Below are 21,352 nucleotides of genomic sequence, written 5' to 3'. Positions count from 1 at the left end.
CAATAAACAGATGAAAGCAATCGTCAGTAGACATTCCTTCCGCTGAAGATCTCGATCATCTCGCGGCGTAGACTAGTGCTGATGAGCAGACGCGTCTTCGGAGGAATCTCGTCAACATCTGTATTGAAGAGATAGTTCTGCAGCTGCGGCTCTTTGATGAGCATACGCGTGTGAAAAAGACTTGCCTGATAAAGGTTGATGTCCACGGCATCATACTCGTCCAAGGTCTCCTGCTTGATAAACTCCTGAATAGAGGTCATCTTGCTGTCCATAAAGAGCTTGCGCCCCTGCAGATCACGCGTGAATCCACGTACGCGATAATCCATCGTGATAATATCCGAGTCGAACTGACTGATGAGATAGTCAAGCGTCTGCAGCGGTGTGATTTCCCCACAGGTAGCCACGTCGATATCGACGCGGAACGTCGCAATGCTCGTATCGGGATGATACTCTGGGTAGGTATGCACGGTGACATGACTTTTGTCGAGATGTGCGAGGATGGTCTCCGACGTGGGCGGCTTTTCTTTTACAGGTTTCTTGCTGCCGGAGACGACCGCCGCCTCCTCCGCAATCAGCATCGTAACGCTTGCTCCCTGCGGCTCATAGTCCTGCTTGGCAATGTTGAGAATCCGTGCGCCGATCATATCCGTAACCTGCGAAAGAATCTTTGTGAGACGATCGGAATTATATTGTTCATCAATGTATTTAATATAATCCCGCTGTTCACGCGCCGATTTCGCATAGCAAATATCATAGATATTGAAGCTCAACGCCTTCGTGAGGTTGTTAAACCCATATAATTTCAGCTTCCCATCCAATGCCGGAGTTCCTTCCTTTCTCTCTGTGACGCATAGAATCGTCATGATATACTTTATTTTTTATTATTTATCGTATTTTTTAGTTATTTAATATTATTTATTTCAATCGCTTTTGGAGTGACTTTTTTTCCAGTCTTTAATCCAATCCAGACGTTCTCGAAAGCGGCTTTCCATCCCCTGCTCGGTCGGATGATAGTATGTTTTTCCGACAAGACTGTCCGGCATACACTGCATATTCGTGATATGCTCCTCCGTGTCATGTGCGTATTGATAGCCCTTCCCGTAGTCGAGATCCTTCATGAGCTTGGTCGGCGCATTCCGAATAACGAGCGGAACGGGTTCGGCCAACATACTCCGCGCATCTGCAGCGGCGGTTAGGTATGCCGTCTCCATCGCATTGGACTTCGGCGCAAGAGATAGGTAGATCACCGCCTCAGTCAAATGAACGTTGCACTCGGGGAATCCGATGTAGTGACAGGCTTGATATGCCGCAACAGCAAGCTCAAGTGCTCTCGGATCGGCAAGCCCGACATCTTCCGCCGCAAAGCGCGCCACACGCCGTGCGACATAGAGGGGGTCCTCCCCTGCCTCAAGCATCCGCGCAAGCCAGTAGACCGCCGCATCGGGATCTGAGTTGCGCATCGACTTGTGCAGTGCCGAGATGAGATTATAGTGCTCCTCACCGCTCTTATCGTAAAGAAGGGATTTCCGCGAAATACATTGGGCGAGATTTTCCTCCGTCACATAGATCTCTCCATCGCGCTCCTCTGCATTCAGGACGATCATCTCAAGTGTGGAGAGTGCGCTCCGCGCGTCGCCGTTTGCAAAGGTGGCAATCGCTGCCAGTCCGTCCTCAGAGAGATGAATACGCTGACCTCCAAGCCCACGCTCGGAGGATATCGCATGGCGGAGCAGGCGCCCGATGTCCTCCGTATTCAGCCCTTGCAGGACAAAGACACGACAGCGCGACAGGAGAGCACTGTTGATCTCGAACGAAGGATTCTCCGTCGTTGCTCCGATCAGCACAATGCTGCCCTTTTCGACAAATGGCAGAAAGGCATCCTGCTGTGCCTTGTTGAAGCGGTGAATCTCATCGACAAAGACAATGATGCGCTCGCCGTACATACGGCGGCGGTCCGCCTCCTGCATAACCATACGAATATCCTTGATCCCGCTCGTCACCGCAGAGAAATTGATGAACTTCGCCTGTGTTTGCGCCGCAATGATTTGTGCGAGCGTTGTCTTGCCAACGCCTGGAGGTCCCCAGAAAATCATAGAGGTGATATGATCGCTCTCGATTAGGCGGCGCAATACCTTCCCCTTACCAAGGAGGTGTTCCTGTCCAACAAATTCTTCGAGCGAACGTGGACGAACGCGCTCCGCAAGCGGCTGATATGCAGCATGCTCAAAGAGTCCGCCCTGTTCGTCCATTACTGCGCTCACCTCCTATACGCGTAAGAATCGCTGAGTTTTATCAGTGCTTCCCATATTTTCTCATAATGAATTATCGCATAAAAGTGGAACTTAGGCAACAGAAAAAGATCGATAAATCTACTTATCTATATTCTATCGCTTTTTCTCGATTCACACAAGAAAAATGGGATTGCTGCACAAAAGATGTTCTGTGCGGAAATTCTATTTTGCGAATAAACGTACTTTGAATGTGAGATGTGCCCCTTTGCAATGCGGCGATTTTGTGATACACTTTAGTTGATCCATAGCGGCTCTCCTTTGGTAGATTGGTCTGTTCAATCCTATTTTACCACAAGGCTTCCGCTATGGACTTTTTATATGTGCAACTTGATTTTACAATCTACCGATAATAAAAAATCCCCCGCACTGACGGGGGATTCTGTGATTTACAAAATAAAGCGAGATACATCGTGATCACCAGCAATATCCGCAAGACAACGATCCACATAGGCACTGTCGATGACGATGTCCTTCTCTTCAAGGTCGGGGGCATCGTAGGACAGCTCCTCAAGTAATTTTTCCAAAAGAGTATAGAGTCGGCGTGCGCCAATGTCCTCGGTCTGCTCATTGACGGTCTCCGCGAGTTCGGCAAGCCGACTGACGGCGTCGTCCGCGAAGCGGAGGGAGATTCCTTCGACACCGAGGAGTGCGCTGTACTGCTTGATGAGCGCGTTTTTCGGCTCCGTAAGGATGCGCTCGAAGTCCTCCTTGACGAGCGACTTCAGCTCCACGCGAATAGGAAAACGCCCCTGCAGCTCCGGGATCAGGTCGGAGGGCTTTGCCGTGTGGAACGCTCCTGCCGCGATGAAGAGGACGTGGTCGGTCTTTACGGGACCGTACTTTGTCATGACGGTCGAGCCCTCGACGATGGGCAGAATATCGCGCTGCACGCCCTCACGTGAGATGTCCGCACCTGCGCTGCGTCCATTGCTGACAGCTACCTTGTCGATCTCATCGAGGAAAACAATGCCGCTATATTCGGCCGTATGCACCGCCTCCTCGGCGACTGCGTCCATGTCGACAAGCTTGTCCGCCTCCTCCGCCGCAAAGATCTTGCGTGCCTGATCAACTGTGACCTTGCGCTTGCGGCGATTCTTTGGAACGAGTTTGCCGATCATGGATTGGAGGTTGTCGCTCATCCCCTCAAGCGACGAGCCGGAGAACATATTGCCGGCAGGACGCGCCGACTCCTCCACCTCGATCTCGATGACATCGTTTTCTAGTTCGCCCCTCTGTAGGCGCTTACGTACCCACTCACGCCCCGCCTGATACTTCGGCGGTTCCTCGGTCTCCTGTTTCTCCTCCGTATCCGAGGAGAAAATGCTGCTGAGGGGATTGGCTGTTTTTTTTGCCGGAGGGACAAAGACATCAATGAGGCGTTCCTCGGCATTCTCCTTCGCCTTTTCCTGCACCTCGTCAATTTTCTGCTGACGCACCATGCGCACGGAGGTCTCGACAAGGTCACGCACGATGGACTCGACATCGCGCCCGACGTAGCCGACCTCTGTGAACTTCGTCGCCTCAACCTTGAGGAACGGTGCATGCACGAGACGCGCAAGACGGCGTGCGATCTCGGTCTTGCCGACACCGGTCGAGCCGATCATCAGGATGTTCTTCGGAATGACATCCTCACGCATCTCATCGTCGAGCTGACGGCTGCGCCAGCGGTTGCGGAGTGCAATGGCGACGGAGCGCTTTGCTTCATGCTGTCCCACAATGTATTTGTCCAGCTCGGCAACAATCTCGCGCGGGGTCTGTTCATTGACTCCGATTTGACTCATGATTCCAGTACCTCCACCGTGATGTTATGATTGGTATAGACGCAGATATCCGCTGCGATCGACAGGGATTCCCTCGCGATCTCAGATGCGTCCATCGTGCTGTGAGCGGTGAGTGCACGCGCTGCGGCGAGTGCAAAGAAGCCGCCCGAGCCGATTGCGGTACAGTCTCCGTCAGGCTCAATGACCTCACCGTTTCCGGAGATCATGAGAATGCCTTCCTTGTCCGCGACCAGCAACAGTGCCTCAAGCTTGCGCAGTACCTTGTCCGTGCGCCAGTCCTTTGCAAGCTCGACAGCGGCACGCTGCAGATTCCCACTGTAGGATTCGAGTTTGACCTCGAATTTCTCAAACAGGGTAAATGCATCCGCGACCGAACCCGCAAATCCCGCGAGGATCTTTCCATGATAGAGACGGCGTACCTTACGTGCGTTTGCCTTCATAATCGCGCGTTCCCCAAAGGTCACTTGTCCGTCGCCCGCAATGGCTACCTTGTTTCCCTTCTTGACTGCGACAATGGTTGTTGCATGAAATGTCATACTGTGCATAGTCCTTTCATATGCTCTGCCTGAAATCTTGCGAGTGCTGTCAACGCACGCTCCGCAAGCATCCGTTTTTTCTCCGGCTTACGCATACGGCGTGGCGGATTCTCGATCGGAGGGAGAAGCCCAAAGTTGATGTTCATCGGTTGAAAATGGGCGGGATCACATGAGGTGATATAGTGTGCAAGTGCTCCATGACAGGTTGTCTTCGGGAACACAAGCGGCTCCTCGTCTGCCGCAAGCCGTGCGGCATTCACACCCGCCGTCAGACCGGATGCCGCCGACTCGACATAGCCCTCCACCCCCGTCATCTGCCCCGCAAAGAACAAGGCAGCGTTCGTCTGTGTCTGAAAGGTTGGGCGCAGATGTCGCGGAGCGTTGATGAAGCTGTTGCGGTGCATCACGCCGTAGCGCAGAAACTCCGCATGTGTAAGCCCCGGAATCATCCGAAAAACGCGCTGCTGCTCGCCCCATTTCAGCCGTGTCTGGAAGCCGACGATGTTGTAAATCGTGCCCTCGGTGTTGTCCTGCCGCAGCTGGACAACAGCGTGCGGGCGTATGCCCGTCTCGGGGTGCTCAAGCCCCATGGGTTTGAGAGGGCCGTAGAGCAGAGTATTCTTTCCACGCGATGCCATGACCTCGACGGGCATACACCCCTCAAAGAAGATCTCCTTTTCAAAGGCGTGTGCCTGCATCGTCTCTGCTGTGGTGAGTGCCGTGTAGAATGCCTCATACTGCTCCTCGTCCATCGGGCAATTGATGTATGCCGCCGTGCCCTTCCCATATCGTGAGGCACGGTAGGCAGTACTCATGTCAATGCTTGCAAAACTCACGAGCGGTGCTGCTGCATCATAAAAATAGAGGGAATCGTTACCGAGGAGGGCGGCGATTCCATCAGCAAGCGCCCCATCGGTCAGCGGGCCCGAGGCAATGATAACGATCTTGTCATCCGTCTGTGGGATCTCCGTGATCTCTTCATGATGTACTGTGATATTCGGATGTGCCTGAATGCGCGCTGTGACATAATCGCTGAACTTCGTGCGATCCACAGCGAGTGCTCCGCCTGCAGGGACAGTGGTTACATCCGCAGCCTCCATGATGAGCGAGCCGAACCGGCGCATCTCCTCCTTGAGGACACCGACGGCGTTCTCAAGTCCCGCACCGCGCAGGGAGTTACTGCACACGAGTTCGGCAAATCTATTCGTTTGGTGGGCGGGCGATCTGCGCAGGGGGCGCATTTCGCAGAGCTCGACCGTCGCACCTGCTTCGGCGGTCTGCCATGCTGCCTCGCATCCCGCGAGTCCGGCACCGACGACGATGATCTTTCTCATGCGTGCGTCCCCTTGCGGCGTGTAGACTTCTTCTTTGCAGCGGGTGGTGCGGCGGGGGCTTTTTTTGCCGCCTGTGCACGCTCTTTCTGGCGCGCCAGCTCCTTCTCAATGGGGCTGCCAATGCGTGAGGAGCACGCTTCGTTGCTGCAATAGAGGATGTTTCGCCCTGTACGGTAGCGGTGTTTCTGCATGAATGAACCACATACCTTACATTTTTCCTGCTGTGGCTCATCCCACGTTGTATAGTCACAGTCTGGATAGTGATCACAGCCGAAGAAGGCGCGTCCGCGTCGACTCTTGCGCTCAACGATCTTGCCGCCGCATTTCGGACAGGCAACTCCCGTATCGCGCAGAAGTGGCTTTGCATTGCGGCAGTCGGGGAAGCCGGGGCAAGCGAGGAACTTACCGAATCGCCCCTGCTTGACCACCATCATACGCCCGCATTTATCGCAGGGGATGTCCGTGACCTCGTCGGGAATCTCGACCTCGCCGATGACATCTTCCGCCTTTTTCAACGTCTCCTCGAACGGATCGTAGAATTTACGGAGGAGGGTATTCTTATTGAGCGTGCCGTCCGCGACCTCATCCAGCTCCCCTTCAAGATTCGCCGTGAACTTTACATCCACGATGTCCTTGAAATATTCCTCAAGCATATCGGTCACAATGAAGCCGAGCTCCGTCGGGCGGAACTGCTTTTCACGCCGCTCCACATAGCCGCGCTTCTGAATGGTCTCGATGATCGGCGCATAGGTGCTTGGGCGACCGATCCCCATATCCTCAAGTGTTTTAACAATGGACGCATCGTTATAGCGCGGCGGCGGCTCGGTAAAGTGCTGTTCGGGCTTCAGCGCAGAGAGTGCGAGAGCTTCTCCCGCCGCAAGTTCCGGCAGGATGGTATCCTTCTCCTTCTTCGCAATCTCTGCACCTACATAGACGGCAGTGTAGCCCTTGAACCTAAGCTTTGAGCCGTGTGCACGCAGCTGATAGTCCCCCGCCGCAATCTTCGCAGCAATTGTATCGTAGACGGCGGCGGACATCTGGCTCGCCGCAAAGCGCTGCCAAATGAGCGTGTAGAGGCGCTGTTGGTCGCGGTTCAGATACTGCTCTACCTCACTCGGGGTTCGCAGAATGCTCGTCGGGCGAATCGCCTCATGCGCATCCTGCGCCTTCTTGCCCATTGCATAGATGGTGGGACGCGTCGGGATATAGTCCTTGCCGTATTCCTCGCTGAGAAAGCTCCGCGCCTCGTCGATGGCAAGATTTGAAATGCGTGTCGAGTCGGTTCGCATATAGGTGATGAGACCTGTAGATCCATGCCGCCCTAAGGCAATGCCCTCATAGAGCTGCTGAGCGATCATCATCGTCCGTCCCGAGGTAAAACCGAGCTTGCGCGCCGCATCCTGCTGGAGGGAGCTGGTTGTAAACGGCGGTGCAGGTTTTTTGCGGCGTTCGCTGTGCTTCACTTCCTTGACGATAAACTCCTGCCGTGCGAGATCGTCAGTCAGCTGCTTCGTCTCTTCCTCGCTGCGCAGCGTGAGTTTCTTTCCGCGCACATGGGTGACATCTGCCATGAACGCATTCTTTCCCTTTTTCAGCTTCGCCTCAACCGTCCAGTACTCCTCAGACCGGAATGCCTCGATCTCACGCTCCCGATCACAGATCAGACGTACGGTCACAGACTGCACGCGCCCCGCAGACAGCCCCTTGCGAACCTTGCGCCAAAGGAGCGGCGAGAGCTTGTAGCCGACGATGCGGTCGAGCATGCGGCGTGCCTGCTGCGCATCTACCTGTTCCATGTGAATGGGGCGCGGATGCTGCACCGCCTCCTCAATCGCCGGCTTTGTGATCTCATGGAAAACAATGCGGCAGTCATCATTCGGGTTGACCCCAAGGATGTGCGCCAAATGCCACGCGATCGCCTCCCCCTCACGGTCGGGATCGCTCGCAAGATAGATCTTGTCCGCATTCTTCGCATCTTTTTTGAGCGCACGAATGAGCTCGCCTTTACCGCGTACATTGATGTATTTCGGCGAAAATTCATTGTCGACATCGATGCCGAACTGGCTCTTCGGAAGATCGCGCAGATGTCCCATGGAAGCTCTGACAATATAGTTCTTTCCGAGATGCCGCTCGATGGTCTTTGCCTTGGCCGGAGACTCTACAATCACAAGCGTTTTGGGCAATACTTTTTTTCCGTTGTCTTTGTGTTTTTGGAGCTTTTTGTTTTCGATGTTTTCGTTTTGGATGCAGATTTCAGCGTAACCAATCCGTCAGTTCCTTTCAGCGCGCCGATAGGCGTGCATTTCATTCTCTGTAATAATTCCCTTGAGCTGCATTTGCAGCAGGCGCAGTGGGATATTTGCCCCATCGTGCTCCGGCATACTATCCAGGATCTCATCCATGCTCAGTGCATAATCGAAGGACAATACTTGATAAATACGGGCTTCTTCCGGTGTCAGTTGTTCGCGCGCGGAACGACGCGGGGGTTCAACCAAACGCATCTCCTCAAGGATCTCCTGCGGAGACTCGACCAACCGCGCCCCCGCGCGGATGAGGTTGTGACAGCCGCCGCTCTGTGGTGAGTAGATGCTCCCCGGAACTGCGTACACGTCCCGCCCCTCGCTGAGTGCCATCTCTGCTGTGATGAGCGAGCCACTGCGCTGTGCCGCCTCGATGACAAGTGTTCCCTCGGAGAGCCCGCTGATGATTCGATTCCGCGCAGGAAAAAAGACGGGCAGCGGCTGTGTGCCCGGCGCATACTCGGAGATGACCGCGCCGCCCATCTCGACGATCTGTGCAAGCAGACGGTGATTCTCAGACGGGTAGGCAATGTCCACGCCGCAGCCAAGGACGGCGACCGTTCGCCCGCCGCGCAGTGCACCGCGATGTGCACGCGTATCAATGCCGCGTGCCGCACCGCTTACAACGGTGACCCCTGCCGCCGCAAGACGCTCGGCAAACTCCATTGCTGCAGCCTCTCCATAGGCGGTAAATTTACGCGCTCCGACCATGCTGATCCGGCGTGCATCTGGGACGAGTGTTCCACGATAATAGAGGACGAGCGGCGGATCAAAGATTTCACGCAGAACAACAGGATAATCCGCATCGTCGATCGTAATGAGCCCCATGTTCAGCCGCGTACAATCCTCCCTGATCTGCGCGGGCAGTTCAGGGTGCATCGCACTGTGACGGGCAAGTGCCTCGGCAAACGCTTCCGTGAGCGCACCTGTTTCTCGGAGATCTCCCACATTCATCAACCAAATCGTACGCATGTCCGATACGGTGGCACACAGGCGACGCATTCGGACACTTCCCATTTGGCGGCACTGCAGGAGTGCGGCTAAATACCATCGATCTTCCATGACTGCACGCTCCCCATATTACATAAATTTATAGCAGATTGCAACCGGCAGGAATATTTTCTATTTAATGTAGTACATTTATCGTGGGAAGAGTTCGTCACCGAACACATAGTATAGCATGAGGAAGATGAGAAGGCAAAGAAATAGATCGGACATTGTCTCCTCCTATGAAAAAAGAGGGGCTATGCCCCTCCCAAGATTCTGTATCATCACATAATGCGACGTGCTCCGATATAGCAGGCCCCCCAGTAGCCGCCATACAGGTTGTCAATCGCAACACCACGACTCGACGAGGCGTTGATGAAGTTGCCGTTGCCGAGATAGATGCCGACATGCGAAGGACCATACTCATACGTCGAGAAGAAGACGAGATCACCGGGAACCATCTCCGACGACGAGACAGGATAGCCAACATCGTACTGTGCATCTGCCGTGCGCGGAAGATAGATGCCCGCATTGGCAAACACGTAGCGCACAAAGCCCGAGCAGTCAAAGCCGGAAGGCGTTGTGCCACCGAAGGAATACGGAACCCCAATGTACTGCATGGAGTCTGAGATCACGCGGCGAACGATGTAGTTCGAACCGCGGCTGACCTGCGGCATGGTTTTCCCAAGAAGTGCTTGATATGTCGTTGGACCGACCATCCCATCGACTGTGAGCCCCTGCGACGCCTGGAAATCCTTGACAGCCTCTGCCGTTGCAGGTCCAAAATCACCGTCAGCGACAACGTCATAACCAAAGCTGGACAGCTGCCCTTGAATTTCAGCTACGTCCGTTCCCTGATCGCCAAGCTGGAATGACTCTGCGCTCGCAATGGATGCGGAGCAGAGAAGCATTGCGGATAATGCAAGAATCTTAATTTTCTTTCGCAAGCAAACACTTCCTTCCACGGATGCCCGGGGAAACCCTGAGCACAATAAATGCTTTTTCATAGCATTGATGTGAGAAACCAATAAGCCGAGTTCTGTGCCGTCCAAAGGACGGTGACAATCATTTATCTGGGACACCCGTTGCCGGATGCCTCAAGCGACACTACCCGGAAGGTCGACGGGCCGCCTTAGCCCTTCCCTATTTGGTCTTGCTCCGTGTGGGGTTTACCCAAGCCAGCCAGTCACCCGACTGCTGGTGCGCTCTTACCGCACCTTTCCACCCTTACCGATCGAAGATCGGCGGTATAAATTTCTATGGCACTGTCCCTAAGGTTGCCCTCGCCGGACGTTATCCGGCACACTGCCCTGTGGAGCTCGGACTTTCCTCGCCCATAGATGGACGCGATTGTCTCGGTTTCTCATACCAACGCGAAGATTATACCACATATGGGGTGCAGGTGTCAAAATTCACCCTAGCCCTTGTACGGTATAGGCCGAGATGAATCCTTACGAACATGAAATCCTTTTTGTGAGAAATTTTTTCATAAAGCCATGTCATTTCCACGCCTTTGCTATAATTTCGGCGATATTGGAACAATGATTTTCATGCAAGTAATATCCAAGGCCGTCACAAATCTTCATCGTGACGGTGGGATCGACAAAGTTTGCCGTCCCAACGGCGACAGCAGATGCGCCTGCGAGAAAGAACTGGACGGCATCCTCCCACGAGGAAATTCCGCCCATCCCGATCACGGGAACGTGGACAACATGCGCCACGTCCCAGACCATACGCACGGCAACGGGTTTTACAGCGGGTCCCGAAAGCCCTCCCGTTCTGTTGCCGAGAACTGGGCAGCGGCGATGGATGTCGATTTGCATTCCGACGAGCGTATTGATGAGCGAGATCGCATCTGCCCCCGCCTCCTCGACGGCAAGTGCCATCTCCGTAATGCTCGTGACATTCGGCGAGAGTTTTGCAATGACAGGTTTTTCGGATGCCGACACCACCGCACGCACAACATCTGCCGCCGCACGCGGGTCTGTGCCAAAGACGATGCCCCCCTCCCTGACGTTCGGGCAGGAGATGTTGATCTCAAGCGCAGCAACGCCATCAACATTCAGACGTTCGGCGATTTCCGCGTAATCCTCGACAGAACTTCCCGAAATATTGACGATCACATTCATACCGTACGGTTGGATACGTGGCAGGATTTCCGTCAGGAAGTGCTCTACCCCTGGATTTTCAAGTCCGATGCAGTTCAGCATTCCCTGCGGTGTCTCTGCAATGCGTACGCCATCGTTTCCTCGACGAGGGGCGAGCGTCGTCCCCTTGACCATGACACCGCCGAGACGTGCCAGATCGACACAGTCCGCGAACTCCTCGCCGAAGCCAAACGTCCCCGATGCTGTGAGGACGGGGGTTCTCATCTCGATGCCGGCGATATTCGTACGCAGGAGGTCATCATACGGATATTTTGCTGTACTAGGAGGCATAGTACACCTCCCCCGCCGGAAAGACAGGGCCGTCTTTGCAGACCTTACGTCGCCCGCTCTTTGTATCCACAGCGCAGGACAGGCACGCGCCAAGCCCGCACGCCATGCGCTTTTCAAGCGAAACCTCGCAGGGAATCCCGTATTTGCTTGCAATATCGGCGACGCGCTCCATCATGACGGGAGGGCCGCAGACCGCAACGCCGTCATAACTGCCATCCGCAAGAAGTCTCGGCAGAAGTGTTGTCACAAATCCCTGTGTTCCATATGAGCCATCGTCCGTCGTGATGAAGCATTCGCGCACATGGGGATGATAAATTTCTTCCCAGAAAACTTCTTCCTTTGTGCGCCCCCCCATCAGAACGGAGACATTCGGGTGCGCCGTCGCAAAGAAGAGCAGCGGCGTAAGCCCCATGCCCCCGCCGACAAGGAGCGGATGTTTGAGCGCAGTATTGAATCCATGCCCAAGAGGGCCAAGGACGGAGACGAGTGTTCCTGCCACACCATTCGCAAGTCCCCTCGTTCCGCGCCCCACCTGTCGATAGATGAGGCGAATCCACCCCTCTGTGCGCGAGACTTCCGCAATGCCGAGCGGACGGCGCAAAAATCCCGCATCCGCCGGTACGGAAACCTGTACGAACTGCCCCGGCAAGGATGTCTGTGCAATCTGGGGAGCGGTGAGCGTCAGAATATCGACGCCCGAAATCGGTGCTTCGTGCGAAAGAATCCGTGCCTCCTCGATTACCTTAGGCAAGGTCATCCCCTCCGCCAACATAGTCTTGTAATGCGAGTGTATAGACAAGACGACGATTGCGCATAAACTCAAGCACGCGCAGCACCTCCCATGCCGTATCAAGTGAGGTAAGGCAGGCGATGCCATGCTCCACGGTGGCGCGGCGAATCTTGAAGCCGTCGCGTGCGGAGTGTTTTCCTTGCGTCAGCGTGTTGATCACCATGTTGATCTTGCCACTCTTAATCATCTCAATGATGTCCGAGCTGCGCTCATGCACCTTGCCGACCACCTCCACGTCAATGCCGAGGGATGCGATCGCCTTTGCCGTGCCCTCCGTCGCCACAATGTCAAAGTTGAACTCGGAGAATGCCTTTGCGAGCTGCTTGAGCTCCTCCTTGTCCTTGTTCGCAACGGTAAATAGCAGGCAGCCCTTTGTCGGGATGTTCAACCCCGAGCCGACAATCGCCTTATAGAGGGCCCGCGCATAGTGATAGTCCAGCCCCATGACCTCACCCGTCGACTTCATTTCAGGGCCGAGCGAGATGTCGACATCCGTCATCTTTGCAAAGGAGAAGACGGGAGCTTTGACCGCAACATAGGGACGCGGCGGAATCAGCCCTGAGTGGAAGCCGAGTTCTCTTAGCGTCGCCCCCATCGCCACCTGCGTCGCAACACCGACCATGTTGACGTTTGTGATCTTGGAGAGGAACGGTACGGTACGGCTCGAACGCGGATTGACCTCGATGATAAAGACCTCATCACGTGCGACAACGAACTGGATGTTGAGCAGGCCCTTGACATGGAGCGCGACGGCAAGCCGTTTCGTATAGTCGATGATGGTGTAGATCACACGCGCGGGCAGCGTCTGCGGCGGATAGACTGCGATGCTGTCGCCTGAGTGGACGCCGGCACGCTCGATATGCTCCATAATTCCGGGGATGACGACATCCACCCCATCGGAGATGGCATCGACCTCGACCTCGGTTCCCTGCATATAGCGGTCGACAAGCACGGGATGATCGGGCGTGACCTTGACCGCACGGCTCATATAATCGCGCAGTTCTTCCTCGTTATAGACAATCTCCATCGCACGCCCGCCAAGGACGTAAGAGGGACGCACCATGACGGGATAGCCGATGCGGTCTGCTCCCGCCACAGCGTCCGCGAGATTTGTCACACTGATCCCCTCGGGACGTGAAATCTCCGTCTGTGTCAGCACCTCGTCAAAACGCTCACGGTCCTCGGAGCGGTCGATATCGTTGACAGATGTTCCATAGACGCGGAGCCCTGCACGTTCAAGTTCCGCCGCGAGATTGATCGCGGTCTGTCCGCCAAACTGAACAATAACGCCGTCCGGTTTCTCCTTGTCAGCAATGTTCAGCACATCCTCGACCGTCAGTGGTTCGAAGTAGAGACGGTCGGAGATGTCAAAATCCGTACTGACCGTCTCGGGGTTGTTGTTGATGATGATCGCCTCGATGCCCATCTCGCGCAGTGCCCAGACCGAATGCACGGAGCAGTAGTCAAACTCGACTCCCTGCCCGATACGGATGGGCCCCGAGCCGAGTACGATCACCTTTTTCCGATGGGAGACAGCAACCTCGTCCTCCGTGCCATGGAACGTGGAGTAATAGTACGGTGTCATTGCCTCGAACTCGGCAGCACAGGTATCCACCATCTTGTAGCATGGCAGGATGTTGTGCGTGCGCCGCATCGTGCGAATCTCATCGCGTGTCTTCTTCGTGAGCTCGGCGATGGAGACATCGGCAAGCCCCACCCACTTCGCTGCTGCAAGCAGCTTCGGTGTGAGCGGCGAGGCGGCAAGCTGATTCTCCACATCCGTGATGTGCTTGAGCTTGTGGATAAACCATTTATCCACCTTCGTGATATCCGAGATGACATCAACGGACAGCTTACCGCGTCGCAGAGCTTCGGCAATAACAAAGATGCGCTCGTCATTGACAAGTGCGAGCTGCTTTTCCACGCGCTCATCGTCCCACGTAGCAAAGCGGTCGATGTAGAGACGGTTCACGCCGATCTCAAGCGAACGCACTGCCTTGAGAATTGCCCCCTCAAAGCTGCGATCAATCGACATAACCTCGCCCGTTGCCTTCATCTGTGTGCCAAGTGTATGGTCTGCGTAGATAAATTTATCAAACGGCCAGCGTGGGAACTTCACCACACAGTAGTCAATCGTAGGCTCAAAGCATGCCTTCGTCTTTTTTGTGACCGAGTTAACAATCTCGTCCAGTGTGTATCCGATCGCAATCTTTGAGGACACCTTTGCAATCGGATACCCTGTCGCTTTGGACGCAAGTGCCGAGGAGCGGCTGACGCGCGGGTTGACCTCAATGACATAGTATTTGTTGCTCTTTGTGTCGAGTGCATACTGCGCATTGCAACCACCCTCGATGCCGAGTTCGCGGATGATGCGAATGCTCGCACTGCGGAGCATTTGATACTCGTGATCCGTCAGTGTCTGTGCAGGAGCAACAACAATGCTATCACCTGTATGAACGCCAACGGGGTCAAAGTTCTCCATACTGCAAACAGTGATGCAGTTGTCATTGCTGTCACGAATGACCTCAAACTCGATTTCCTTCCATCCGGCGACGCTGCGCTCGATGAGTACCTGACCGATCATCGAATAGTTGAGCCCCTTGATGACCGTCGCAATGAGCTCTTCCTCATTCTCGGCAATTCCACCGCCTGTACCACCCATCGTATACGCGGGGCGTACAATGACGGGATATCCAATTGATTTTGCAAATTCGACGGCTGCATGGACATCCTCAACGATTGTGCTCTCGGGAATTGGCTCGCCGAGTTTTTCCATCGTTTCTTTGAATCGCTCCCGATCCTCCGCCTTTTCGATTGCCTCGAGTGAAGTTCCGAGCAGTTCCACGCCATGCTGCGCGAGAACGCCCTTCTCGGCAAGCTGTACGGCGAGGTTCAGCCCCGCCTGTCCGCCAAGCGTCGCCAGGAGACCATCGGGCTTTTCCTTAGCAATGATCTCCTCAAGAAACTCCGGCGTCAGCGGCTCGATGTAGACACGGTCTGCAATATTCGAATCCGTCATAATGGTCGCGGGGTTGCTGTTGACAAGCACAACCTCAAGACCATCTTCCCTCAGTGCACGGCACGCCTGCGAGCCCGCATAGTCAAATTCTGCTGCCTGTCCGATGATGATAGGGCCGGAGCCGATGACCATGACCTTCTTCAAATTTTCCTTGCGCGGCATACGTCACTCCCCCTTCATCAGATTCCAAAACTCATCAAAGAGATACATATTGTCGTCCGGTCCCGGCGCAGCTTCCGGATGATACTGCACGGAGAAGATCGGCAGCGATGTATGACGCAGTCCCTCAATCGTATCGTCGTTGACATTTGTATGTGTAACAACAAGTGGTGTGCCCGAAAGTGAGGCAGGATCGACCGCATAGCCGTGGTTCTGTGCAGAGATGTGCACCTTGCCCATCTTGAGATTCTTGACGGGCTGATTGCCGCCGCGATGTCCGAACTTCATCTTGTACGTCTTAGCACCAAACGCAAGCGCGAGCAGCTGATGTCCGAGACAGATGCCGAAGATCGGCTTCTTTTCCGCGAGCTTACGGATTTCCTCCACAATCTCCGGCACATCCGTCGGGTCGCCGGGACCGTTCGAGAGGAACACTCCGTCAGGGTTCAGTGCAAGCACCTCTTCTGCACTGGTCTGCGCAGGTACAACCGTAACTTTTGCTCCGATCCGATTGATGTTATGTAGAATACTGCGCTTCACACCAAAATCCATTGCCACAATATGCGGTGCATCGGGCATTTCTGTCTCAAGTGTGTAGACCTCGGGGGTCGTAACGATTTCCACGACGTTGCGCGGAAGTTCCTCCGTCTGCAATGCTGCAATCTCGCGCTCCCCCAGATCTGCGGGAACGATTACGCCCTTCATGGCACCCGCAGAGCGGATGTGACGCGTGATGGCACGCGTATCCACATTGTAAAGGCATGGGATCTTGTGCTCGGTCAGGAAGTCCGTCAGGCTCTCCTCTGACTGCCAGTTGTTCGGCGCGTCACAGAGTTCGCCGATGACGAAACCGCGTACAAAAGACTGGCGCGACTGCATGAACTTCGCCGCCGCACCGTAGTTACCGATCAGCGGATACGTCATCGTGAGAATCTGTCCGCAGAACGAAGGATCGGTCAGGCTCTCCTGATATCCCGTCATCGTCGTGGTAAACACAACCTCACCCACGGCTGTTGTATCACTGCATAACAGTTCACCTGTGTAGATTGAACCGTCCTCCAGTATCAGTTTCCCTTTCATACTACTATGACCCCATCCTTCATAACAATCTTGCCATCAACCACGGTGAGCACCGCTTTTCCCTTGAGTTGCCGTCCGTTGAACGGAGAGTGTCTGCCCCGCGTATAGAACTTGTTCACGTCAACTGTCCATTGGAGATCGGGATCGATCACCGTGACATCGGCAGGCGCACCCTCACTGAGTGTGCCTGCGTTCAGCTTGAAGACGCGCGCGGGGCCGTAAGTCATGCGTTCGATCAGTGTCTCAAGCGGGATTTTCCCTGTGTGAACGAGGTCGGTCAGCAGTACGCCAAGTGCTGTCTCAAGCCCTGGGAATCCACTTGGCGCATAGATGTACTCACGATCTTTCTCCTCGGGTGCGTGCGGCGAGTGGTCGGTAACGACCATTTCAATCGTTCCGTCGAGCAGCCCTGCGACCATCGCCTCGACATCCCTTTCCGTGCGCAGCGGTGGATTCACCTTCGTCGAGCTGTCGCGTGGGTCTACACATTCATCCGTCAGTGTCAGATGATGCGGTGTGACCTCCGTTGTCGCACGCACACCGCGCGTCTTTGCCTCGCGGACAAGCTGCACGGCGCGCCCCGAGCTGATGTGTGCAACGTGCACATGCGCACCTGCGTACTCCGCGAGCATGACATCACGCGCGACGGCAATGTCCTCCGCCACAATCGGACGCCCTTTGATGCCGAGCATCGCACTGCGATGTCCCTCGTTCATCGCGCCATCCTCGACGAGGGAGGTGTCCTCCTCATGATTGATGATGGCCTTGTCAAAGGGAACGAGGTAGTCATACGCACTGAGCAGCACCTTTGCCGACGGATCATAATGACCGTCGTCCGAGAACGCAACCGCCCCCGCTTCGACCATATCGCCAAGCTCCGCAAGTTCCTTGCCTTCCTGATTCTTCGTCACCGCACCGATGATGCGGATATGGATGACGGCAGCATCCTCCGCGCGTTTGATGAGGCTCGTAATGAGTGCCGCATCATCCACGACGGGACGCGTATTCGGCATCGTTGCAATCGTCGTATAGCCGCCCGCCGCACCTGCACGTGAACCGGAGGCAAAGTCCTCCTTCGCCTCCTGTCCAGGCTCACGCAGATGCGTGTGCATATCAATCAAGCCGGGTGCGACAATCTTGCCGGAGGCATCATAGACCTCGGCACCATCTGCACCCAGATCTTTCCCAACCTGACGGATGACACCGTCCGCAATGAGGACATCACAGATTTCATCTCGCTGTGCGGCGGGGTCAATCACCCGACCGCCCTTCAAAATCAATGCGCTCATCAGGCTTTCCCTCCCATCAGAACCAATGTGAAGAGTGCCATGCGGATGGCAACTCCGTTTTTCACTTCTTCCTGAATCCGTGACTGCACGCCGTACGCAACGGACTCCGAGATTTCCCACCCCTTGTTCATGGGGCCGGGGTGAAGAACAAGCGCATCGTTTGCCAGTGCCAGACGCTCCTCATTCAGCCCATAGATGCGTGCATACTCACGTGTCGACGGGAACAGTCCGCCCTTCATGCGTTCGAGTTGGATGCGCAGCACCTCAATGACATCTGCACCCTCGACCGCGTCCTCGATGCGGTCATGGATGGTGATGCCCTCCTCCTCATGCAGAAAGCGCGGCAGGAGAGGACGCGGCCCCGCAATATGTATGTCCATGCCCATCTTGCGCATGCCCTGAATATCCGAGCGTGCAACACGACTGTGCAGCACATCCCCGAGAATGGCGATCTTCAGCCCCGCGAGCTTTCCCTTGTTCTCCTCGATTGTATAGAGGTTGAGCAGTCCCTGTGAGGGATGTGCATGTGCGCCATCGCCCGCATTGATAATCACGGGAGAAACAGCATCGGCAGCATACGCGGCAGCGCCCTCCGCCTTGTGCCGCATGACGATTGCGTCCGTTCCCATCGCCTCAATCGTATAGAGCGTGTCACGCAGACTCTCTCCCTTCACGATACTGGACGCACTCGCCGTGATGTTCACGACATCCGCACCGAGATATTTCCCCGCGAGTTCAAACGACGTGCGCGTGCGTGTGCTCGGCTCGTAGAACAGCGTGACGATCGCCTTTCCCCTCAGTGCCGGCACCTTCTTGATGTCGCGGCCGACAATGTTCTTCATCTCGCGTGCCGTGTTCAGAACGAGACGAATCTCCTCCGCCGAAAAATCTTCGAGCGCAAGAACATCCCGTCCCTTGAGTGATAACTCCTGACTCATGTGCATCCCCTTTCACGCACTAAAAAAGCTTTCCAATGCCAAAAGAAAGGCGTAAGAAAGCTTTGCATTCTAAAATTGGATAGACGGATGGTGTTGTGTGTTTCATTGAAAACTCCCTTAAGGCCTCACAGGACCTCTTAAAAGGTGATATGTTCGGAAGCACTGCCACAGTGCCCTTTTATTTTTCTCATTATACCGTTTTCGAATACAAAAATCAACCGCTTGCATGGCGATCCAGCATTAGATTTTCTCCGCTAATCGTTCCGCGAGCAGGGTATAGCGGCGACGGGTGCGGTCATTGCTGACGGCGGAAAAGAGTGCCGTGCGGTCGCCGATGAGGATGACCCCCTTCTTCGCACGCGTGACGGCAGTGTAAAGGAGATTGCGCTGCAGCATAATGTGATGCGCACGCACAAGCGGGAGGATGATGATGTCGTACTCGCTGCCCTGGCTCTTGTGCACGCTCATCGCATAGGCAAGCGTGAGCGCACCGAACTCGTCCCGCGTATAGGGAATCTCCACATCCTCCGCAAATGCGACAACAAGGTGCTCCGAATCGATTTGGACAATGCGTCCGATGTCGCCGTTGAACACATTCTTCATATAGTCGTTGCGCGTCTGCATGACTTTGTCGCCGAGGCGGAATCCGACTGCCTCCGCCTTGTCTGCCGCAGGCGGATTCAGTGCCGCCTGCAAACTGCGGTTGAGCAGATCCACACCGCATGCCTCGCGCCGCATGGGCGAGAGCACCTGCAGATCCATGAGATCAGTGCCTGTGCGAATGAGCTGTGCGCAAATGGAAACAATCTGCGCGGCAGCATCCTCGCTCGATACTGCTGTGACGAATGAAAAATCCGCCTCCGTGAAGGATGGCACGCGGCCGGAGTTGATGGCGTGTGCATTGAGGACGATCGTGCCCGTATTGTTCTGACGGAAGATCTCGGTCAGACGGACGCTCGGAATGACACCCGAGCGCAGGATGTCCTTGAGCACGGAACCCGGACCGACGGCAGGGAGCTGATCCACATCGCCGACGAGGATGAGATGCGCCCCCGGGAGGACGGCGGTGAGGAGATGCTGCATGAGCACAATATCCATCATGGAGACCTCGTCCACAATGATGACATCGGCCTCAAGCTGCGTCTCTGCGTCACGCCCAAAGCGCATCTCGCCGTCCTCCCTGCCTTGCGCCTCAAGCATACGATGAACGGTCGCTGCAGGACATTCCGTCGCCTCCGCGAGACGCTTTGCCGCGCGTCCCGTCGGGGCGGCAAGCAGGATCTCAAGCCCCTGCGCCCCGAGGATGTCGATCATGCTGCGCACGACGGTCGTCTTGCCCGTGCCCGGGCCTCCCGTCAGAACGAGAACGCCGTGTTCGAGCGCGGCAATGACCGCCTCACGCTGCGCTGCAGCGAGGCTGACACGATGCTCCGCCTCCCACGCCGTAACGAGGGCTGCAGTATCGTGAACGTGGATGTGATCCGCCTTTCTCTGCAGCATCCGCAGAAGCCGTGCCGTCTCCGCCTCCGCCTTGTAGAGCTGCGGTGCGTAGATGAGACGCTCCCCCATCTCGTCCACTGCATAGAGACGGCTCATCTTCACCTCACGGCTGAGCACCTCCATGACCTCACTGCGCGTGACGCCAAGACGCTTCGCCGCCTGCTCCGCAAGCATGGATTCGGGAATGCAGCAGTGTCCGCCCGAGGAGATTTGTGTAAGCTCATAGGAAAGCCCTGCAGCAATGCGCGGAGAGGAGTTTTTTTCCCATCCTGCGGCAATGGCAATGGTATCCGCTGTAATGAAGCCGATCCCGTCAATCTCCTGCGCGAGACGATAGGGAGCTTTCTCCATCACCTCGACCGCAAGCGATCCGTATGCCTTGAAAATACGCGCCGCGTAGGTGCCGCTCACACCGTGCTCCTCAAGCCAGAGCATGATGTCGCGCAGCTCGGACTGGCGCATATAGGAGGCAGTGATTTTCTCGACGGTCTTCGGGCCAATGCCCGAAATTTCTTTGAGTCGGCTCGGCGCACGCTCGATGATGAGAAGTGCCTCCGCACCGAACTTCTCGACAATCCGCCGTGCCATTGCGGGACCAATCCCGTCGATGGTGCCCGATGCGAGAAAGCGCTCAATTCCGCCCGCACTCGTCGGAGCACTGACACGCATACGCACTGCCTGAAACTGCCGCCCAAAACGCGGATGCGTGATCCAGCTCCCCGTCAGACGAACCTCCTGCCCGACCAACGGAGCCCCCCCCTTCGTTGTCGCCGTGCATTTCCCCGCGTGCTCCATACGCAGGCGAAAGACGGCGAATGCACCGTCGCCCGCAGAGAAGATGACATGATCAACAACGCCTGTCAGCTCTTCTTCCTCGGTGTGAAACCCAAGGTTTTGTTGGAGTTCCATG

General features: G+C 55.5%; 15 protein-coding genes and 1 other RNA gene. All 16 read right to left on the bottom strand.

The window, feature by feature from the left end; genetic code table 11:
- Positions 1-23: 23 nt before the first annotated feature.
- The 16 genes from speD to recD2 all read right to left on the bottom strand — a co-directional run bounded on the left by speD (position 24) and on the right by recD2 (position 21,351).
- Positions 24-818: an adenosylmethionine decarboxylase gene (gene speD, locus HMPREF9334_RS01280; protein WP_006691701.1), complete on the bottom strand. Its 795-nt coding sequence runs from the start codon at positions 816-818 to the stop codon at positions 24-26.
- Positions 819-920: 102 nt separating this feature from the next.
- Complete coding sequence (locus tag HMPREF9334_RS01275; RefSeq protein ID WP_006691700.1) at positions 921-2,249, bottom strand: replication-associated recombination protein A; 1,329 nt, start codon at positions 2,247-2,249, stop codon at positions 921-923.
- A gap of 428 nt (positions 2,250-2,677) precedes the next feature.
- Complete coding sequence (hslU, locus tag HMPREF9334_RS01270; protein WP_006691699.1) at positions 2,678-4,072, bottom strand: ATP-dependent protease ATPase subunit HslU; 1,395 nt, start codon at positions 4,070-4,072, stop codon at positions 2,678-2,680.
- Positions 4,069-4,608, bottom strand: coding sequence for an ATP-dependent protease subunit HslV (gene hslV / locus HMPREF9334_RS01265; protein ID WP_039957201.1), 540 nt, complete (start codon positions 4,606-4,608; stop codon positions 4,069-4,071). Before hslV ends, hslU begins: the two co-directional genes overlap by 4 nt.
- On the bottom strand, positions 4,605-5,942 hold the full coding sequence (gene trmFO / locus HMPREF9334_RS01260; protein WP_006691697.1) for a methylenetetrahydrofolate--tRNA-(uracil(54)-C(5))-methyltransferase (FADH(2)-oxidizing) TrmFO: 1,338 nt from the start codon (positions 5,940-5,942) through the stop codon (positions 4,605-4,607). The genes hslV and trmFO overlap by 4 nt, the downstream gene beginning before the upstream one ends.
- Positions 5,939-8,110, bottom strand: coding sequence for a type I DNA topoisomerase (gene topA / locus HMPREF9334_RS01255; protein WP_425358150.1), 2,172 nt, complete (start codon positions 8,108-8,110; stop codon positions 5,939-5,941). Before topA ends, trmFO begins: the two co-directional genes overlap by 4 nt.
- A 102-nt stretch (positions 8,111-8,212) precedes the next feature.
- The gene (dprA, locus tag HMPREF9334_RS01250) at positions 8,213-9,304 is read right to left on the bottom strand and encodes a DNA-processing protein DprA (RefSeq protein ID WP_006691695.1); all 1,092 of its coding nucleotides are present in this window, start codon (positions 9,302-9,304) and stop codon (positions 8,213-8,215) included.
- A 209-nt stretch (positions 9,305-9,513) separates the two neighbouring features.
- Positions 9,514-10,176: a C40 family peptidase gene (locus tag HMPREF9334_RS01245; protein ID WP_006691694.1), complete on the bottom strand. Its 663-nt coding sequence runs from the start codon at positions 10,174-10,176 to the stop codon at positions 9,514-9,516.
- A gap of 66 nt (positions 10,177-10,242) precedes the next feature.
- Positions 10,243-10,595: RNase P RNA component class A (gene rnpB, locus HMPREF9334_RS11355), an RNA gene on the bottom strand.
- Between the two features lie 133 nt (positions 10,596-10,728).
- On the bottom strand, positions 10,729-11,667 hold the full coding sequence (locus tag HMPREF9334_RS01240) for a dihydroorotate dehydrogenase (RefSeq protein ID WP_006691693.1): 939 nt from the start codon (positions 11,665-11,667) through the stop codon (positions 10,729-10,731).
- Positions 11,657-12,439, bottom strand: coding sequence for a dihydroorotate dehydrogenase electron transfer subunit (locus tag HMPREF9334_RS01235; protein ID WP_039957091.1), 783 nt, complete (start codon positions 12,437-12,439; stop codon positions 11,657-11,659). Before HMPREF9334_RS01235 ends, HMPREF9334_RS01240 begins: the two co-directional genes overlap by 11 nt.
- Complete coding sequence (gene carB, locus HMPREF9334_RS01230) at positions 12,411-15,638, bottom strand: carbamoyl-phosphate synthase large subunit (protein ID WP_006691691.1); 3,228 nt, start codon at positions 15,636-15,638, stop codon at positions 12,411-12,413. The genes HMPREF9334_RS01235 and carB overlap by 29 nt, the downstream gene beginning before the upstream one ends.
- Before the next feature lie 3 nt (positions 15,639-15,641).
- Entirely contained in the window at positions 15,642-16,715 is a 1,074-nt protein-coding gene (carA, locus tag HMPREF9334_RS01225; protein WP_006691690.1) for a glutamine-hydrolyzing carbamoyl-phosphate synthase small subunit, read from the bottom strand.
- Positions 16,712-18,004 carry a dihydroorotase gene (locus HMPREF9334_RS01220; RefSeq protein WP_006691689.1) on the bottom strand — a complete coding sequence of 431 codons (1,293 nt, stop codon included), beginning with the start codon at positions 18,002-18,004 and terminating at the stop codon, positions 16,712-16,714. The genes carA and HMPREF9334_RS01220 overlap by 4 nt, the downstream gene beginning before the upstream one ends.
- Positions 18,004-18,948 (bottom strand): aspartate carbamoyltransferase catalytic subunit, encoded by a 945-nt coding sequence (locus tag HMPREF9334_RS01215; protein ID WP_006691688.1) that lies wholly within the window; start codon positions 18,946-18,948, stop codon positions 18,004-18,006. Before HMPREF9334_RS01215 ends, HMPREF9334_RS01220 begins: the two co-directional genes overlap by 1 nt.
- Positions 18,949-19,182: 234 nt before the next feature.
- A complete protein-coding gene (recD2, locus tag HMPREF9334_RS01210; protein ID WP_006691687.1) occupies positions 19,183-21,351 on the bottom strand; it encodes an SF1B family DNA helicase RecD2 in 2,169 nt (722 codons plus the stop codon).
- Position 21,352 lies beyond the last annotated feature (1 nt).

It is taken from the genome of Centipeda infelix ATCC 43532 (assembly GCF_000234095.1).
Classification (GTDB): Bacteria; Bacillota; Negativicutes; order Selenomonadales; family Selenomonadaceae; genus Centipeda; species Centipeda infelix.
This window is presented reverse-complemented; position numbering and strand designations above follow the sequence as displayed.

Bases quoted from the DNA above. Each gene is read 5' to 3' on its own strand.
- HMPREF9334_RS01215 (WP_006691688.1), bottom strand. From the start codon at position 18,948: ATGCACATGAGTCAGGAGTTATCACTCAAGGGACGGGATGTTCTTGCG.
- HMPREF9334_RS01240 (WP_006691693.1), bottom strand. From the start codon at position 11,667: ATGCCTCCTAGTACAGCAAAATATCCGTATGATGACCTCCTGCGTACG.
- HMPREF9334_RS01235 (WP_039957091.1), bottom strand. From the start codon at position 12,439: ATGTTGGCGGAGGGGATGACCTTGCCTAAGGTAATCGAGGAGGCACGG.
- hslV (WP_039957201.1), bottom strand. From the start codon at position 4,608: ATGACATTTCATGCAACAACCATTGTCGCAGTCAAGAAGGGAAACAAG.
- HMPREF9334_RS01220 (WP_006691689.1), bottom strand. From the start codon at position 18,004: ATGAGCGCATTGATTTTGAAGGGCGGTCGGGTGATTGACCCCGCCGCA.
- carB (WP_006691691.1), bottom strand. From the start codon at position 15,638: ATGCCGCGCAAGGAAAATTTGAAGAAGGTCATGGTCATCGGCTCCGGC.
- trmFO (WP_006691697.1), bottom strand. From the start codon at position 5,942: ATGAGAAAGATCATCGTCGTCGGTGCCGGACTCGCGGGATGCGAGGCA.
- hslU (WP_006691699.1), bottom strand. From the start codon at position 4,072: ATGAGTCAAATCGGAGTCAATGAACAGACCCCGCGCGAGATTGTTGCC.
- HMPREF9334_RS01275 (WP_006691700.1), bottom strand. From the start codon at position 2,249: ATGGACGAACAGGGCGGACTCTTTGAGCATGCTGCATATCAGCCGCTT.
- carA (WP_006691690.1), bottom strand. From the start codon at position 16,715: ATGAAAGGGAAACTGATACTGGAGGACGGTTCAATCTACACAGGTGAA.
- recD2 (WP_006691687.1), bottom strand. From the start codon at position 21,351: ATGGAACTCCAACAAAACCTTGGGTTTCACACCGAGGAAGAAGAGCTG.
- dprA (WP_006691695.1), bottom strand. From the start codon at position 9,304: ATGGAAGATCGATGGTATTTAGCCGCACTCCTGCAGTGCCGCCAAATG.